The following is a 15,001-nucleotide window of genomic DNA, read 5'->3' as shown; positions in this document are numbered from 1 at the left end:
GGCCCGCGGCCGGGGCGGCGACGCGATGCGGCAGCAGGGCGGCGGCGCGGTGACGATGGCGCGCGCGGCGTGCCGCGGAACCGCGCCGGGTTGCCGTCTCGCCGCCGCTGGCGTCGCGGTGATCGGCGGCGCAACGCAGCGGCCGCCGCGTTAACCGACGCTTCGGAATTGCCGCCGCGCGACGCGCGACGGACCGCATTGCAGGACGGCCGCCGGTGACTCCGGCGGCCGTTTTCGTCGCCCGCATCCGCGCGCATCGCGCCGAGATGCACGCGATTGCGCGTGCATGCGGGAAAAATCGCGACGCGAATTGCGGTTTCTGTTGACACGGTGCTTGCGTGTGCAGATAGCGTGCGCTGCGCACGACACCGCAACCGATTCGCGGCATTCGGATTCACGCGATGACCGCGGCGACGTGCAGCAACAGGGAAGGACGGTCCATGGACCGCAGGCAGGACGGGATGGTGGCGCGGGGCGCCGCACATTCCGCCCCGGCGCAGGGCAAGGCAGCTTCGCCCCGCGTGGAAGGCTCGGTATCGGGGAATGCGATGCGGCCGCTGGCCGCCGATCGCCCGCTGCCGCTTCCTGCCGGCAAGGCCAGGACGGCGACCACGACGGCGCCACGCGCTACGGGATCCGCGCGCCGCCGCCATCGCACGACCCGACCTGCATGTACCCGGTCCGTCCGCGCCCCCGCGGCGGCCCGGCTTCCCACGGAACGCGCAAGGAGATCCTGACCGTGACCGATACCCCCGAGACCCCGAAGGCCCAGGCGATGGCCATGGCCACCACGCGCCGCAGCGCGAAGAAGCCCGCCACCGCGCGCGGCCGCGTCGCCGCGAAGAAGCCGGCCGCCCGCAAGGCCGCCGCGCCGAAGAAGGCCGCTGCCAAGAAGCCGGCCGCGAAGAAGGCGACCACCGCGCGCAAGCCGGCGGCGAAGAAGGCCGCGCCGAAGCGCGCCGCCGCGAAGAAGCCCGCGGCGCGCAAGCCGGCGGCGAAGAAGGCGACCACCGCGCGCAAGCCGGCCGCCCGCAAGGCCACCACGGCGAAGAAGGCCGTCGCCAAGAAGCCGGCCGCCCGCAAGGCGGCGACCACCCGCAAGCCGGCGGCGAAGAAGGCGACCACCGCGCGCAAGCCGGCCGCCCGCAAGCCGGCCGCCCGCAAGGCCGCCGCGCCCAAGGCCGCGCCGAAGCGCGCCGCCGCCGCCAAGGCCGCGACCTCCTCGCGCAGCGAGGCGGCGAAGAAGGCCGCCGCCACCCGCGCCGCCAAGAAGAAGGCCGCGATGGAAGCCCCTGCCGCCGCGACCGAGACGAGCAGCGAGTCCTCCGCGACCTGACACCGCCGCTGATCCCGGCGTGAGGGGCGCCGTCCCGCAAGGGGCGGCGCCCTTTTCGCGTGCGCGCGCGGTCAGGCTTCAGCCATGCGGCCCGCCGGCCAGCCAGGCGCCGCCGCGCGCATACAGCGCCTCCACCGCCGGCCCCTTGAGGCCGGGCATGTCGGTCTTCACCGCGTAGCCGATCTGCGTCTGCAGATAGGCAAGGTGGCGGTAACCCTCCGGAAACCGCGCCAGCAGCGCGGGGTCGAGCGCGAGGCGCGCCGCCGGATCGACCGGGTCCATCCGGTCCTTCTCGTAGATCGGCTGGCGCAGCACCACGCCCCAGCGACCCTCCCGCTTCTCCAGGAAGTCGTAGAAGCGGCCGGTGCAGACCACGTCGACCAGCACGCCATGCACCTCGGCGCGCTGGCTGATGGTCATCTTGGTCTGGGCGATGGCGCGCGTCCCCGCGACATCGGCGCTGTGGCCGCCGAGGAAATGCAGGATCGAGACGCCCTTGGCCCAGCCCGCCTTGCTGGCGGCGATGAACTCGGCCGCCGGCGCCTGGCACCAGGTGGCCATCATGTAGCCATCGGCATGCCAGCACGTGGCGAAGCGGTCCCAGTCGCCGGCATCGCGCCACACCGCCCAGTTCTCCACCAGCGCCCGGATGGCGAGGCGGTCCAGCATCTCCGGCTCCATCGCGCTCAGCCCCGCCAGCCGCCGAACATCGCGAATTCCGAAACGGGCCGGCGCTGGCGCGGCGCGGTCTCGCGTGCCGCCAGCGCCTCCGGCAGCGCCTCGGGCGGCCCGACCTCGCCGATGGCGATGGCGGCGACCGGGTCGAAGCCTTCCGGGATGCCGAAGGCGGTGCGCGCCGCGGCGGCGTCGAAGCCGGCCATCAGATGCGCCTGCAGGCCGAGCGCCGCCGCCTGCAGCGCCATCTGCGCCGTCGCCGCGCCGGTGTCGTGCAGGGCGTGGCGCATCGGGTTGCCGTTGTTCGGGTTGGCCAGCCGCGCCACCGACAGCATCAGCACCCCGGCCTTGCGCGCCCAGGTCTGGTTGTTGGGGGAGAGCACGCCGACCAGCGTCTCGAAGGCCTCGGCCTCCGCGTCCCGCCGCGCCACGATGAAGTGCCAGGGCTGCAGGTTGTTGCTGCTGGCCGCCCAGCGGGCGCCTTCCAGCAGGCTGTCCAGCGCGCCGGGCGGCAGCGGCGCGCCGGTGAAGCTGCGCGGGCTCCACCTGTTGGCAAGGATCGGGGCGATCGGGTGGTCGGCGGGCGCCTCGCGGCCGGTGGGGGTGCTCATGCGGGCAGGTCTCCTAGGGCTGGGGGATGCTGGCGCGCGCCTGCAGGGCGCGGGCGATCTCGGCGCGGATCAGGGCGCGCGTCGCCTCCGGCCCGCCGCTGGCGGGCTGCAGGCCGAGACTGTCGAACTGCGCGCGCAGCCGCGGCGCGGCGACGGCGCGCGCCGTCTCCTCCGCCAGGCGTGCCTGCACCGCCGCCGGCGTGCCGGCGGGAAACCCGATGGCGTACCAGGTCGCCAGGTCGAAGCCGGCGATGCCGCTCTCCGCCATGGTCGGCACATCGGGCAGCAGCGGCGCGCGGGCGGCGGCGGTGACGGCGAGGGCGCGCGCCTCCCCGGCCTGCACCTGGCCGAGCACGGCGCCGAGCGTCTCCATCACCGCCTGCACCTCCCCGGTCCGCAGCGCGACGAGGGCGGCGGGCGTGCCGCGATAGGGCACATGGGTCACGCCGATCCCGGCCAGCGCGGCCAGCGCCTCCAGCGCGAAATGCTGCGTGCTGCCGATGCCGACGGTGGCGACGGTGAGCGCGCCGGGCCGCGCCCGCGCGGCGGCGAGCAGGTCGGGCAGCGTGCCGATGCCGTCCCGCGGCGCCGCCAGCAGCACCAGCGGCGCGGTGGCGACGAGGGCGCAGGGGTCGATATCGGCCTCCGGGTCGTAGGGCAGGCGGCGGAACAGCGCGGCGGCGACCGCGAAGCCGTTGTTCAGCAGCATCATCGTCGCGCCATCGGGCCGGGCGCGGGCCAGCGCCTCGGCGGCCAGCGTGCCGCCGGCGCCCGGGCAGTTCTCCACCACCACGCGCTGGCCGAGCGCGGCGGCGAGTTCCGGCGCCAGCAGCCGCGCCAGGATGTCCGTGGTGCCGCCGGGCGCGAAGCCCTGGAGGAAGCGGATGGGCCGGTCCGGCGACCAGGCCTGCCCCTGGGCTGCGGCGGTGCGCGGCAGCAGCGGCAGGGCGAGCAGGTGGCGGCGGCGGAGCATGGCGGCAGGGTCCCGGCGGTGGCGCCAGGGTGCGGCAGCGGTGGCCATGGTCAAGGGTGGCGGCGCGTGGCGCGGGCGCCGTCTCCTGCGGCGAAGGAGGACGGCCCCATGGACCTTCCGGTCGAGCCCGAGGCGCCGGCGCACGCCGGCGACACGCAGGACCTGGATGCCTGGGCACGCGAGCAGGCGGCGCTGCTGCGGGCCGGCCGGCTCTCGGAGGTGGATGCGGCGACCATCGCCGAGGCGCTGGATGACGTAGGCAACGAGCCGTACGACACGCTCGAGCGCGCGCTGCGCGTGCTGCTGACGCATAGGCTCGCTTGGGACCACCAGCCGGAGCGGCGGGGGCGGAGCAGGGAGGCGACGATCCGCACCCGGCGGCTGCACATCGCCAAGGTCCTGCGCAGGAACCCGAGCCTGAAGGCGAGCCGCGACGAGGCGGTGGCCGACGCTTGGCAGGAGGCGCGGTCGGACGCTTCGGGCGAGACCAACCTGCCGCTTGCCGCCTTCCCCGAGGCGAACCCCTACGACTGGGCGGCAATCATCGAGCGCCCTTTCGAGGTCGGCCGCCCGACCCGGCGCCGCTGACCCTCAGCCGAAGGTCGCCAGCAGGTCCTCCACCTCCGCGGGCGTCAGCACCCGCGCGTCCTGGCCGCGCAGCATGAGGGCGAGCTTCGCCGCCTCCTCCAGCTCCTCCGCCGCATAGACCGCGTCGTCCAGCGTCTTCCCGCTGACCACCGGGCCATGGTTGGCCAGCAGCATCGCCCGTGCGTCCTTCGCCGCCGCGGCGATCGCCGGCTCCATCGCCGCATCGCCCGGGCGGTAGTAGCGCACCACCGGCAGCACCCGGCCGACGCGCATGACGAAATAGGGCGTCAGCGGCGGGATCGGCGCCGCCTCCCCCGGCGTGGCCAGGCAGGCGATGGCGGTGGCATGGGTGGAGTGCAGATGCACCACCGCGCCGGCCTCCGGCCGCGTCTCCAGCACCGCGCGGTGCAGGAAGACCTCCTTGGACGGCTTGTCGCCCGCAACATGCCGCCAGTCCCGGTCCAGCTTGCTGATGCGCGCGGGGTCGAGGCGGCCGAGGCAACTGTTCGTGGGCGTCATCAGGTAGCCGTCCGGCAGGCGGACGCTGATGTTGCCGGCGCTGCCGACGCTGTAGCCGCGGCCGAAGAGCAGGCGGCCATGCTCGGCCAGGCGGTCGCGGAGGTCTGCTTCCGTCATGTGCGTCTCCGAAAGATCGGGGGAGAGAGCGAACTCTCTCCCCCAAGCCCCCCACTCACCCTTTTCTCTGAGTTTTCCGGAAAGCGGTGAGAGGGGGTGTGGGGGAGAGAGGTAGCCCTCTCTCCCCCAGGCTTCACACGCCGAACGCCTTCAGGAAGAAATCCCGCGCCCCGAAATTCCCGCTCTTCAGCGCCAGGTGCAGCCCGGTCGGCTCGGCATAGGTCCAGGGCACGCCCGGGTCGATTTCCGGCCCGATGCGCAGCGACGCCACGCCGAGGCGCGACACCACCGCTCCCGAGGTCTCGCCGCCCGCCACCACCAGGCGCTTCACGCCGCGCGCCACCAGCCCCTCGGCGATCGTCGCCACGGCCTGCTCCACCAGCGCGCCGGCAGCGTCCCGCCCCAGCTTCGCCTGCAGCGCCGCCACCTTCTCCGGCGGGGCGCTGGCCGCGATCACCACCGGGTGGTCGCCCAGCTTGCCGCCCGCCCAGTCCAGCGCCTGCGCCGCCAGCGCCGCGGCATCCGGCGTCGCCAGCACGTCGAGTTCGAGCGTATGCGCATGGTCCCGCGCATAGCCGATCTGCCCGAGCGTGGCGCGGGAGCAGGACCCGGCCACGACAGCGGCATGGCCCTGCATGGGCGGCAGCGTGGCCGCGGCCTCGCCGCGGTCAGGCAGCAGCCCCTTGGCACGGAAATTCCCCGGCAGCCCCATGGCGATGCCCGACCCGCCGGTGATCAGCGCATGGTCCGCCGCGGCCTCGCCGATCGCGACAAGGTGGGCATCCGTCACCGCATCCACGATGGCATAGCGCCAGCCGCTCTCCTTCAGCCCGGTCATGGTGTGCCGGAGGATGGTGGCGCCCTGCTCCACGACGGAGAGAGGGATCAGCTTCACCGTGCCATCGGTCTGCCGGCCCAGCACGCGGACCAGGTTGGCGTCGCGCATGGGCGTCAGCGGATGGTTCTCCATCCCGCTCTCGTTCAGCAGCTTGTCGCCGACGAACAGGTGCCCCTGGAAGACGGTGCGGCCATTGGTCGGGAAGGCCGGGTTCGCCAGCGCGAAGCCGCAATCCAGCCGCTTCACCAGCGCATCCGCCACCGGGCCGATATTGCCGGCATCCGTGCTGTCGAAGGTGGAGCAGTATTTGAAGAAGATCTGTTTCGCCCCGGCCGCCAGCAGCGCGTCGCAGGCCGCCAGGCTCTCCGCCACCGCCTCTGCCACCGGGGCGGTGCGGGACTTCAGCGCGACGATCACGGCATCGGCGTCCGGCAAAGGACCCTTCGGGACGCCGATCACCTGCACGGCCGTCATGCCGCCCTTGACCAGGGTGTTGGCCAGGTCGGTGGCGCCGGTGAAGTCGTCGGCGATGCAGCCGAGCAGGGGCATGGTCGTCTCTCTCCCGAAGGCGATCAGGGCCGGCACCCTAACGCAACGCCGCCGGTCCCGTCAGAGCGGCGTGCCGTCCTTCCGCGTATAGTGCCAGCGGCCATCCGGGCCGTGCGCGCCGGTCAGGTCGTTGTCCGGGTAGGTCGCGGCATCGGGGCGGGTGCGGTCGCCGACCTCCAGGAAGACCGCATCGGCGTCCGAGCGGTTCACCAGGTGATGCGCCTCGCCCGTGCCGGCGGCGAAGCCGGCACAGTCGCCGGGCGCCAGCACCGCACTGCGCCCGCCCAGCACCAGGGTCGGGGTGCCTTCCAGCACATAGATCCATTCGTCCTGCGTGGCATGCGCATGCCGCAGGGAGGAGGCGGCGCCGGGCGGCAGCCGCACCAGGTTCACGCCGAAATTGCGCAGGCCGAAGGGATCGCCCAGCACCCGCTTCACCCGCCCGCGCATCGGCGCCACGAGGTCCTCGGGCAAGCCGGTCGGCACCGGTCGCGGCGGCTGGTCCGCCGCGCGCAGGGCGATGGGGCCTTCGGTCATGGCGCATCCTCCGTCAGGCGCTTGCGCAGCCAGATGCGCTCGCCGCGCGGAGGGTAGGGCAAGCGGGCGAATTCCGCGTAGCCCTGGCTGCGGTAGAACTCCGGCGCCTGGAAGTTGAAGGTGTCCACATAGGCGGAATGGCAGCCGCGCCGCCGCGCTTCGGCTTCGGCCGCGTCGATCAGCCCGGCACCGAGGCCGCCACGCCGCAGCGCCTCCTCCAGCCAGAAGAAGCGGATGAAGAGCCAGCCGCAATAGCTCTCCCCGGCGATGCCGCCGCGGATGCGCCCATCCTCCCGCAGCATCAGGGCGAAGGCTTGCCAGGGCAGGTGCCCCGGCCAGGCGGCTTCGTTGAAGGCTTCCAGCCCGTCGGCGAGGACGTCGAGATCGGCCTCGGGCGGGCTTTCCTCGAGGCTGAGGATCAGTCCGGGTGGCAGGTCCATGCCGGCATCCTAGAGCGGCTCGCGGAAGGGCGTGAACGCCCGGACGCGAGACTCCGCCCTGCGATCAACAGGATGGAGCGGCTTCAGCCGCCGGCGACGCCCTGGATGACGATGCCGGTCCCGCCGCAGGTCCGGCAGGCCTGGCCGCCGACGCTGCCCTTGCCCTGGCAGTCCGGGCAAGGGCCCTCGCCGGTCGCGGCCGTGCCGGGCTGGGCGACGTCGCCCGGGTTGAGCGCGCGGTTCGGCATCTGGTCTGCGGGCATCGGCGATCCTCCCCTGCGTGATGCAGGACGAACGCGCGCCGCGCGGCCGTGTTCCGCCGCGGCACCGGGAGGCTTGGGGCCGTGCCCGCCATGGGATGGGTGATGGGGGGTCCCCGGCCTGCCCAGGACGCCGCCCGCAGCTCCGCGCAGGGTGCGGTGCGCTCAAGGCCGGGGGCCGGTCAGGGCGGCGACAACCTGCCGGGACCGGGGCGGCACCGCGCTGCGGCGCGACCTGGTCGGACGCCCGGCGGATCGCGGCCCTTCGCGGACACGCGCCGGGACATGCCGCCGCGGCGATCGCTCCCGCGGCACGCCCCGGCCCGGTGTTTCAGCGGGTTCGTCACCCCTTCGGATGATCCCGCCCGGACGAGGTCCTCGCCAGAGCGGTTTGCGTCCTCTCCTGAACGCGCAAGCCGCTCCAGCCTGTTGATCGCAGGGCGGAGCCACGCGTCCGGGCGTTCGCGCCCCCCCCCCGCGATCCTCCCTAGCGCCGCGGCAGCGCCAGCACGTCCCGGTGGCCGATTCGGCCCGAGAGAAGCCCGTGTTCCGCCTGCGCCGCCCGCATCGTCCCCCAGGCGGCGATGGCGGCGCCGCCGCGCCGGTCCTGCGCCGCCGCCGCCGCCGCATGGCCGGCGACGAGCTGGCCGAGGAACTCGCCCGCCGTCTCCCGCAGCGCCGGGTGCGGCGCCACGCCGCGGCCGCGGATCACCCAGTCGCTCGGCGCGCTCGTCACCGCGAAGCCGCGTGCCGCGAAGGCCGCGGCGATCGCCGCCGGCGCCTGCGGGCCCAGCGCGCGACCCCCGAAGCCCTTGTCCCGTCCCTGGTCGCGGCGGAAGCCGGCGGCGACGCGCGCATCCGCCGGATGCGGCGGCGCGAAGCGGTCCCGCCCATCGACGCAGAGCGCGGCGTAGAAAGGCACCCGCAGCGCCGCCGCCATCCGTTCCACCCAGGGGCGGGAGACGAGGTCGCAGAGCGCCGAGTTCACCACCGCATCCGCCTGGGCCAGCGGCAAATTGGCCGGCGCCTCGGCCAGGTCGGCGACCAGCGTGTCGATCCGCCAGGCGCCGCCCGGCGCATGCACCAGCAGGGTGCGGCGGTTCGGGGCGGTGACGTGGAAGCCCACCTGGTCGGCGCGGTCGGCGATGGTGTCGAAGGCGGCCTCGAGCAATTCCTTGTCGCTGTCCACCAGCGTCCAGCTCTGTGCCCGCCCCAGCCTCGGGGCCAGCCAGCGCAGCAGGCTGCCGCTGCCGGCGCCGAGGTCGAGGAAGCGCGGCCGCTGCGGCAGCGCCGCCAGCAGCCGCTCGGCCAGCGCCTCCGACCGCGCGGCGGCGTCGAAGGGCTCCCGCAGGTCCAGCCAGTCGAGGTCGAAGGCCTCGGTCACGCGCGCGCCAGCTCCGCGGCGAAGGCGGCGGCGCGGTCCGGCCAGCGCGGCAGGCGCTGGCCTGCCTGCCAGGCGGCCTCGGCCATCTCGGCCCGCATCTCGGTATCGATGATCATCCGCCGCAGCGCCTTGGTCAGCGACACCACGTCGCCGGGCGGGGAGACCGCGCCGGCCTCCATCGGCACGAGGTCGGCGATGGCGCCGCCGGCGGTGATGGCGAGCGGCAGGCCGCGCGCCAGCGCCTCGGCCGCGGCCATCCCATAGCCTTCCCACCAGGTGGCGAGCGCGAAGAGGTCGGCGCCGGCATAGAGCGCCTCCAGCGCGGCGCCATCCACTTCCCCGGCGAAGGTGACGCGGCGGGCGATGCCCAGCTCCTCCGCCAGCGCCAGCAGGCCCTGCGCATGGACGGGGTTGCGCCCCTCGGCGCCGGCGACGGTCAGCGTCCAGTCCAGGTCCGGCATGCCGGCCAGGGCGCGCAGCAGCACGTCATGCCCCTTGCGCGGCACCAGCGTGCCGACCGAAAGGATGGCGCAGCCCGGCCCGCCCGAGCCGGCGCTGCGCGGCGCCGGGTCGGTGCCCGGCTCCACCACGCCGATGCGGTCGGCCGGCACCTCGAATTCCGCCGCCAGGCGCTGCGCCGTGTGCGGGGAGGTGGCGACGATCCGCGCGAGGCGGGGGAACAGGTCGCGCTCGATGCCGCGCAGCGCGTCCCGGTCCTCCTCCGGCGCGCCATGCTCCAGCGCCGTGGGGTGGTGGATCAGGCCGATGGCGCCATGCGCCGCGAGCGCCTCGGCGAGCGGCGCGAAGGCGGGCAGGCACAGCCCGTCGATGACCGGGCGCGTGCCGTCGGGCAGCGCGGCGAGGGCGGTGCGGGCCGCCGCTTCCGCCGCCGCATCGGGCAGCGGATGGTGGCCGGCGAGTTCCACCACCCGCACGTCATGGCCGAGGCCGCGCAGCCCCGCCACCAGCCGGCGGTCATAGAGATAGCCGCCCGAGACGGTATCGAAGGGCGCGGGGACCAGCAGGGCGATGCTCATGCCGCGAGCCCCGCCCGGGGCCGGCGCAGCGGGGCGGGGGCGGCGTGCCGGCGCGGCCGCATTCAGCCGACCTCCGCCTCGTAGGCGGCCCAGGCATTCGGGCTTTCCCGCAGCAGCACCTTCAGCGCGGTCACGTTGCCGCTCTGCGCCCCCAGCCTGCCATCCTTCAGCGCGGCGCAGAGCAGGCCGTGGATATGGGCGCAGAGATATTCGGTGGTGGTGTTGAGCCCGGCGAATTGCGGCTCGGCGTCCAGGTTGCGGTAGTCCATGGTGTCGAGCGCCTTGCGCAGCTCCACCTTGGCGAGGCCGATATCCACCAGCAGGTGCAGGTGGTCGAGCTTCGGGGCGCGGAACTCCGCCTCCACCGCGAAGGTGGCGCCGTGCAGCCGCTGGGCGGGGCCGAATTCCTCCCCGCGGAAGCTGTGGGCGATCATGATGTTGTCGCAGACGGTGAGCGAGTACATCGCGGCACACTCTTATATATAGGTGACGACGGGGCAGGGCGGCGCGGCGGCGCCCCCCGCCAGCAGCGCGGGCAGGGCCTGCGGCAGGTCCTCGAAGCGCGCGACCGGCGCGGCCAGCGCATCCAGCCGCGGATCCGCCAGCAGGTCCAGCGCCAGCGCCAGGCGTTCGGCATGCGTGCGGCGGCCGCGCATCGCCGGCGCCACCGCGCCGACCTGCGAGCTGAGGAGCGACAGGCGGCGACTATGGAAAGCCTCGCCGAGCGGCAGCGGCACGGCGCGGTCGCCATGCCAGCTGGCCTCGACGATCCGCGCCTCGAACCCCGCGCGGTCGAGCGCGAGGGCGAGGCCGGCGGCGCTGGCGCTGGCATGGATGATCAGGTCCTGGTCGCCCGGCGCGTCCGCCGGCAGCGCGAAGCCCGCGCCGACCGCGGCGGCCAGCGCCGCGCGCCCGGGGTCCACATCCACCAGCACCGGACGGATCCCGGGCATGCGCGCCAGCAGCGACGCCGTGAGCAGCCCGACCAGCCCGGCGCCGACGACCAGGCAGCGCTCCCCCGGCAGGGGCCGGGCATCCCACAGGATGTTCAGCGCCGTCTCCATGTTCGCCGCCATCACGGCGCGGTGGTCCGGCAGCGCATCCGGCACCGGGATGCACATCGCCGCCGGGGCGAGGAACCGGTCCTGGTGCGGATGCAGGACGAAGACGCGGCGGCCGCGCAGCGCCCCGGGCCCGTCCTCGACATCGCCGAGCGCGCAGTAGCCGTATTTCACCGGGAAGGGGAACGCGCCTTCCATCAGCGGCGCGCGCATGGCTTCGTGCTGGCTGGCCGGCACGCGCCCTTCCAGCACCAGGCGTTCGGTGCCGCGCGACAGCGCGCTGACGCGGCTGCGCACCAGCACCTGGTCCGGCGCGCGCGGCGGCAGCGCCTGCGCCCGGATCTCGGCGTGCCCCGGCGCGACATACCAGAGCGCGCGCGCGGCGAGGGGCACGCTCATGCGCAGACCCCCGGCCGGGCGCGGTCCAGCGCGATGTCCAGCAGCACGTCCGGGTCCAGCGCATGCACCGTCCAGGCGAAGCGCAGCCCGTCGGCGATGCGCTCCGCCTCCGGCAGGGTGAAGGCGGGGATGCCGCTGCCGAGCAGCACCGGCGCCACCGTCACATGCAGCCGGTCGAGCCCGCCGGCGGCCAGGAAGCGGCTGACCGTGACGCCGCCGCCCTCGACGAAGATCCGCGTCAGCCCGCGCGCCGCCAGCGCGGCGAGGATGGCGGCGATGTCGAGGCCGCCCGCCGCCGGGTCGCGCGGCAGGCGCACCACCTCGGCGCTGCCATGCCGGTCCGGCCCCGGCGCATCCGCGGCGCAGAGCAGCAGCGTCGGCGGGCCGGCGCGGAAGACCCCGTATCCGGGCCCGAGGCGGCGGTCGGTGTCCAGCACCACCCGTACCGGGCTGGGGCCGGTGCAGTCGCGGGTGGTCAGCCGCGGGTCGTCGTGCCGCACCGTGCCGGCGCCCACCACCACCGCATGGCACAGCGCCCGCAGCCGGTGGGTGTGCAGGATGTCGCCGGGCCCGCCGATCCATTGCGAGGAGCCGGATTGCGTGGCGATCCGCCCGTCCAGCGTCTGCGCCAGGCGGCCGACCACCAGGCAGCCATCCGGCGCGCGGGGCGGCGCCAGCAGCGGGCCGAACAGCGCGCCGAGCGGGCCGGGCGGCAGATCCTGCGGCAGCCCATGCGCCGCCGTGCCGGGCGCATCCCGCAGCGCCAGCAGCCGGTCCCATGCGTCCCGAGGCAGCCATTCATCCATGCGCGCGGGGGTATGCCGCACCCGGGCCGCCGACGCCAGCGCCCGGATTCACCCGGCATTAGCCGTCCCGAGGCATGGTGGGGCGCAAGCGGCCGGGGGCGACGCGGTGTCCGCCGTCCGGCACCGCGGCCGATCCGGGTGCGGTAAGGGACGACCTCATGCTCAAATTCTTCGGTAGCGAACGCCTGCCGGACATCCGCCACGCGGCGCTCGACGCGCTGCGCGCCAATGTCATGATCGCCGACCGCGACCTGACCATCATCTACATGAATCCCTCGGTCATGGCCCTGCTGCGGGAGGCCGAGCCGGAACTGCGGAAGGAGCTGCCGCGCTTCAGCCTGGCGACGCTGATCGGCAGCAACATCGACGTCTTCCACAAGGATCCCGGCCATCAGCGGCGGATGCTGGCGGCGATGGACAAGCCGCACAGCGCCACCATCAAGGTCGGCCCCCGGATGTTCGACCTGCTGGTCTCCCCGCTGGTCGAGGACGGGACGCGCACCGGCTTCGTGGTGGAATGGGCCGACAGCCGCGAGCGGCTGATGAACCTGGACTACCAGGCGCAGATCCTGGCGCTCGGCCGGTCGCAGGCGATGATCCAGTTCGCGCCCGACGGCACCATCCTGGATGCCAACGACAATTTCCTCGCCGTCATGGGCTATGGGCTGGAGGAGATCCGGGGCCGCAACCACAGCATCTTCGTCACGCCGGACTACGCCGCCTCGGCGGACTACAAGCGGTTCTGGGACACGCTGCGCGGCGGGCAGTTCCAGGCGGCGCAATTCCGCCGCTTCGGCAAGGACGGGCGGGAGGTGTGGATCGAAGGCGCCTACAACCCGATCCTCGGCCCCGACGGGCGGGTGGCGAAGGTGGTGAAATTCGCCACCGACATCACCAAGCAGATGCAGCTGCTGAACACGCTGAACGCGCTGATCGGCGATGTCGAGGCATCGATGGCGCGCTGCACCCAGGCCGCCGACCAGGTGCGCGCCGCGGCCGGCCGCACCGAGGGCGACGTGCAGGGCCTGGCCGCGAGCGCCGAGCAGCTGGCCGGGTCGATCGCCGGGATCGCCGAGAGCATGGCGCGGTCCCGCGCCGCGACCGAGGGCGCCTTCGATCAGACCCAGGCGGTGGCCCGCAACACCGAGACGCTGAGCAATGCCGCCCAGGCGATGACCGGCATCGTCGGGCTGATCCGTAACATCGCCAGCCAGATCAACCTGCTGGCCCTGAACGCGACCATCGAGGCGGCGCGCGCCGGCGAGGCCGGCAAGGGCTTCGCCGTGGTCGCCGGGGAGGTGAAGTCGCTGGCGGTGCAGGCGGCCCGGGCGACCGAGCAGATCACCGGCGAGATCAACGGCATCCAGTCCACCTCGCTGGAGGTGGCGGGTGCGCTGAACGCCATCCGCGACGCGGTGACGGTGGTGCGGGAAAGCGTGTCCGCCACCGCCTCGGCGATGGAGCAGCAGGGGACGGTGATCCGCGGCATCTCCAGCACCACGCAGGACGTGTCCTCGACCGTCGCCTCGGTGAGCGCCGACATCGCCGTCGTCGCCGGCGCGGTGGAGGAGGCCGGCAAGACCGTGGCGCGGACCCGCGATGCCGCGCGGGTGCTGGTGAAGTAGGACGGGCGCGGGCGGCCCGCGCGCCGATCCGACGGCGCGCGCCAGGGGCGGCGGCATTGGGTCACGCGGCACGGCGTCCCCGCCGCGCCCCGCGTCAGGGCCGCACGAGCGCGTGCGGGAACAATGGCAGCAGCAATTGCGCCAGCACGCCGGCCAGCACCGGCAGCGCGCCGGAGGCCAGCAGCCGGATCAGGATGAAGCGCGGGCCCAGCACCGGCCATTCCCAGGCGATCACGCGATGGAAGCCGAGGATGGCCCAGCCGGTGATCAGCGCCACCATCTGCGGCCCGCCGGCGCCGGCCTTGATGAAGGTCAGCACCAGCGGGAACGACACGAAGGGCCCGCCCGGGATGAAGCCGCCGGCGAGGGCGGCGATGACGATGCCCGTCAGGCCGCTCTCCGGCCCCAGCCAGCCGGCGGCGAGGTCGGGCGGAACCAGCTCCGCCAGGAAGGCCGCCATGGGCAGCGCGGCACAGAGCAGCGGCAGCACGCGCAGGATGGTGTCGCCGGTTTCCCGCAGCGCCCGCTGCGCGGTGGGCAGGCCGCGCCGCAGCGCCAGGCCGAAGGCGCCCAGCGCCAGCACCCAGAGGACCGCCTGGCCGATCGTCATGCGCGCGGGCCGGCCTGCTGGCCCGGCGGCACCCAGGCCAGCGGGATGCGCCGCGCCAGCGCGCCGGCGATGACCGACAGCGGCAGGCCGCAGAGGAAGCGCAGCAGGGCGAAATCGGCGCCCAGCAGCGGCACTTCCCACACCAGCACGCGCTGGAAGCCGTTCAGCGCCCAGGCGACGATGAAGGCGATCAGCGCGCCGCGATCGGCCCCGGCCTGGGCCAGCACCAGCACCAGAGGGAAGGCGGCCATCGGCCCGCCCGGCATCGCCATGCCGCAGAGCGTCGCCACCAGCAGGCCGCGCGTGCCGCTCTCCGCGCCCATCCAGCGCGCCAGCGCCCCGGGCGGGACCAGCTGCTTCAGGCTGCCGGCCAGCAGCAGCCCGGCCAGCAGCGCCGGCAGCACGGTGAGGAAGACCGACCAGGCGGTGCCGAGGGCGCGGGCGAAGGCGGCCGGCCCGTGCCGCGTCCAGACCAGCGCGCCGGCGACGGCGCCGATCGACAGGATGATGACCAGGCTGGAATGACGGCGGAGGAAGGCGGGCATCGCCCGCAGCCTGCGCGCGGCGGCGCCCCGCGTCCATCCGGCGGGCGCGACGGGCGGCGCAGGGCTCGCCCCGCGCCGCCGCCGGCGGATG

18 protein-coding genes are annotated in these 15,001 nt (G+C 74.5%); 3 read left to right on the top strand and 15 right to left on the bottom strand.

The genetic code is table 11. The annotated features are described in order from the left end of the window. Window positions 1-286 precede the first annotated feature (286 nt). The gene (locus E2C05_RS34065) at window positions 287-1,336 is read left to right on the top strand and encodes a histone H1-like repetitive region-containing protein (RefSeq protein WP_192912492.1); all 1,050 of its coding nucleotides are present in this window, start codon (window positions 287-289) and stop codon (window positions 1,334-1,336) included. A 78-nt stretch (window positions 1,337-1,414) separates the two neighbouring features. Here the strand turns inward: E2C05_RS34065 and E2C05_RS20030 are convergent, their stop codons facing one another. The 3 genes from E2C05_RS20030 to E2C05_RS20020 are packed head-to-tail and all read right to left on the bottom strand — an operon-like array spanning window position 1,415 to window position 3,595. Continuing rightward, window positions 1,415-2,005, bottom strand: coding sequence for a nuclear transport factor 2 family protein (locus tag E2C05_RS20030; protein ID WP_200305904.1), 591 nt, complete (start codon window positions 2,003-2,005; stop codon window positions 1,415-1,417). Window positions 2,006-2,022: 17 nt separating this feature from the next. Next, window positions 2,023-2,622 (bottom strand): nitroreductase family protein, encoded by a 600-nt coding sequence (locus E2C05_RS20025; RefSeq protein WP_133221427.1) that lies wholly within the window; start codon window positions 2,620-2,622, stop codon window positions 2,023-2,025. A 13-nt stretch (window positions 2,623-2,635) separates the two neighbouring features. Beyond that, entirely contained in the window at window positions 2,636-3,595 is a 960-nt protein-coding gene (locus E2C05_RS20020; RefSeq protein WP_133221426.1) for a tripartite tricarboxylate transporter substrate-binding protein, read from the bottom strand. A gap of 108 nt (window positions 3,596-3,703) precedes the next feature. Here E2C05_RS20020 and E2C05_RS20015 point away from each other — a divergent pair, with 108 nt between their 5' ends. Beyond that, on the top strand, window positions 3,704-4,183 hold the full coding sequence (locus tag E2C05_RS20015) for a DUF29 domain-containing protein (protein ID WP_133221425.1): 480 nt from the start codon (window positions 3,704-3,706) through the stop codon (window positions 4,181-4,183). A gap of 3 nt (window positions 4,184-4,186) precedes the next feature. On the opposite strand, the gene otnC is transcribed toward E2C05_RS20015, so the two are convergent. The 10 genes from otnC to E2C05_RS19965 form a co-directional block, all read right to left on the bottom strand. After that, complete coding sequence (otnC, locus tag E2C05_RS20010; protein WP_133221424.1) at window positions 4,187-4,819, bottom strand: 3-oxo-tetronate 4-phosphate decarboxylase; 633 nt, start codon at window positions 4,817-4,819, stop codon at window positions 4,187-4,189. Between the two features lie 133 nt (window positions 4,820-4,952). Further along, window positions 4,953-6,206, bottom strand: a complete 1,254-nt coding sequence (gene otnK / locus E2C05_RS20005; RefSeq protein ID WP_133221423.1) for a 3-oxo-tetronate kinase — start codon at window positions 6,204-6,206, stop codon at window positions 4,953-4,955. A gap of 60 nt (window positions 6,207-6,266) precedes the next feature. Further along, window positions 6,267-6,743 (bottom strand): cupin domain-containing protein, encoded by a 477-nt coding sequence (locus tag E2C05_RS20000; protein WP_133221422.1) that lies wholly within the window; start codon window positions 6,741-6,743, stop codon window positions 6,267-6,269. Further along, complete coding sequence (locus E2C05_RS19995) at window positions 6,740-7,183, bottom strand: GNAT family N-acetyltransferase (protein WP_133221421.1); 444 nt, start codon at window positions 7,181-7,183, stop codon at window positions 6,740-6,742. Before E2C05_RS19995 ends, E2C05_RS20000 begins: the two co-directional genes overlap by 4 nt. Window positions 7,184-7,266: 83 nt before the next feature. Beyond that, window positions 7,267-7,446 (bottom strand): hypothetical protein, encoded by a 180-nt coding sequence (locus E2C05_RS19990; RefSeq protein ID WP_133221420.1) that lies wholly within the window; start codon window positions 7,444-7,446, stop codon window positions 7,267-7,269. Window positions 7,447-7,930: 484 nt separating this feature from the next. Next, window positions 7,931-8,827, bottom strand: a complete 897-nt coding sequence (locus E2C05_RS19985; RefSeq protein WP_133221419.1) for a class I SAM-dependent methyltransferase — start codon at window positions 8,825-8,827, stop codon at window positions 7,931-7,933. Continuing rightward, the gene (locus tag E2C05_RS19980; protein WP_133221418.1) at window positions 8,824-9,864 is read right to left on the bottom strand and encodes a glycosyltransferase family 4 protein; all 1,041 of its coding nucleotides are present in this window, start codon (window positions 9,862-9,864) and stop codon (window positions 8,824-8,826) included. Before E2C05_RS19980 ends, E2C05_RS19985 begins: the two co-directional genes overlap by 4 nt. 62 nt (window positions 9,865-9,926) lie before the next feature. Then, complete coding sequence (locus E2C05_RS19975; protein ID WP_133221417.1) at window positions 9,927-10,328, bottom strand: 6-pyruvoyl trahydropterin synthase family protein; 402 nt, start codon at window positions 10,326-10,328, stop codon at window positions 9,927-9,929. Window positions 10,329-10,340: 12 nt separating this feature from the next. After that, complete coding sequence (locus E2C05_RS19970) at window positions 10,341-11,324, bottom strand: zinc-dependent alcohol dehydrogenase (protein WP_192912491.1); 984 nt, start codon at window positions 11,322-11,324, stop codon at window positions 10,341-10,343. Next, window positions 11,321-12,130 carry a RibD family protein gene (locus E2C05_RS19965; RefSeq protein WP_133221416.1) on the bottom strand — a complete coding sequence of 270 codons (810 nt, stop codon included), beginning with the start codon at window positions 12,128-12,130 and terminating at the stop codon, window positions 11,321-11,323. Before E2C05_RS19965 ends, E2C05_RS19970 begins: the two co-directional genes overlap by 4 nt. Before the next feature lie 158 nt (window positions 12,131-12,288). Between E2C05_RS19965 and E2C05_RS19960 the strand changes: the two genes are divergently transcribed. Continuing rightward, the gene (locus tag E2C05_RS19960) at window positions 12,289-13,755 is read left to right on the top strand and encodes a methyl-accepting chemotaxis protein (protein WP_158292251.1); all 1,467 of its coding nucleotides are present in this window, start codon (window positions 12,289-12,291) and stop codon (window positions 13,753-13,755) included. 94 nt (window positions 13,756-13,849) lie between these two features. Here the strand turns inward: E2C05_RS19960 and E2C05_RS19955 are convergent, their stop codons facing one another. Beyond that, on the bottom strand, window positions 13,850-14,365 hold the full coding sequence (locus E2C05_RS19955; protein ID WP_200305906.1) for a hypothetical protein: 516 nt from the start codon (window positions 14,363-14,365) through the stop codon (window positions 13,850-13,852). Then, on the bottom strand, window positions 14,362-14,910 hold the full coding sequence (locus E2C05_RS19950) for a permease (protein ID WP_133221414.1): 549 nt from the start codon (window positions 14,908-14,910) through the stop codon (window positions 14,362-14,364). The genes E2C05_RS19955 and E2C05_RS19950 overlap by 4 nt, the downstream gene beginning before the upstream one ends. Window positions 14,911-15,001: the final 91 nt, after the last annotated feature.

Source organism: Paracraurococcus ruber (assembly GCF_004353985.1).
Taxonomy (GTDB): domain Bacteria; phylum Pseudomonadota; class Alphaproteobacteria; order Acetobacterales; family Acetobacteraceae; genus Paracraurococcus; species Paracraurococcus ruber.
Note: the sequence above shows the minus strand (reverse complement) of the source record. Positions and strands in the feature narration are given on the sequence as shown.